This is a genomic window from Falsihalocynthiibacter sp. S25ZX9, assembly GCF_041205405.1.
Taxonomy (GTDB): domain Bacteria; phylum Pseudomonadota; class Alphaproteobacteria; order Rhodobacterales; family Rhodobacteraceae; genus Falsihalocynthiibacter; species Falsihalocynthiibacter arcticus.
The window spans coordinates 1-361 of record NZ_JBGFCD010000104.1; the positions used below are offsets into that span (position 1 = coordinate 1).

Annotated in this window: 1 protein-coding gene; it reads right to left on the reverse strand. The window is 55.4% G+C overall.

Annotated features, from left to right (window positions below; genetic code table 11):
- Positions 1–210, reverse strand: a 210-nt coding sequence (locus tag AB9F29_RS21480; protein ID WP_369757197.1) for an SDR family NAD(P)-dependent oxidoreductase, incomplete at its 3' end; no start/stop codon positions are given.
- Between the last annotated feature and the right edge of the window lie 151 nt (positions 211–361).

Genomic DNA, 361 nt, shown 5'->3' on the forward strand with positions numbered 1-361 from the left:
GAAACGGGCAACACCCGCCGCATCAACCGCATCAAGAGAAGTGAAGTAAAATGCGTCGCCGTATTCCTTGGCAAGGCGGTCCATGGCCTCGGTGTTGGAACGCGCAAACGTCGCAACTTTGTTGCCTTCTTTCAAAAGCTGCTCGCACATATGCAGGCCAAGCCCGCGCGAGCCGCCCGACACAATGATGGATTGGTTCTTGGTGTGCATTTCTGCCTCCTCAGCTTTTCAAACTTGCCCGCAGGGGCACGCTGTCAATAAAATTCCAAATGCGTGGCGTCGCGTAATCGGCCAATTTACCTTCGCAGTGCGCGATCAGCATGGCTTCGGCGGCGTCCGCGTCTTTGACTTGGGATAACAC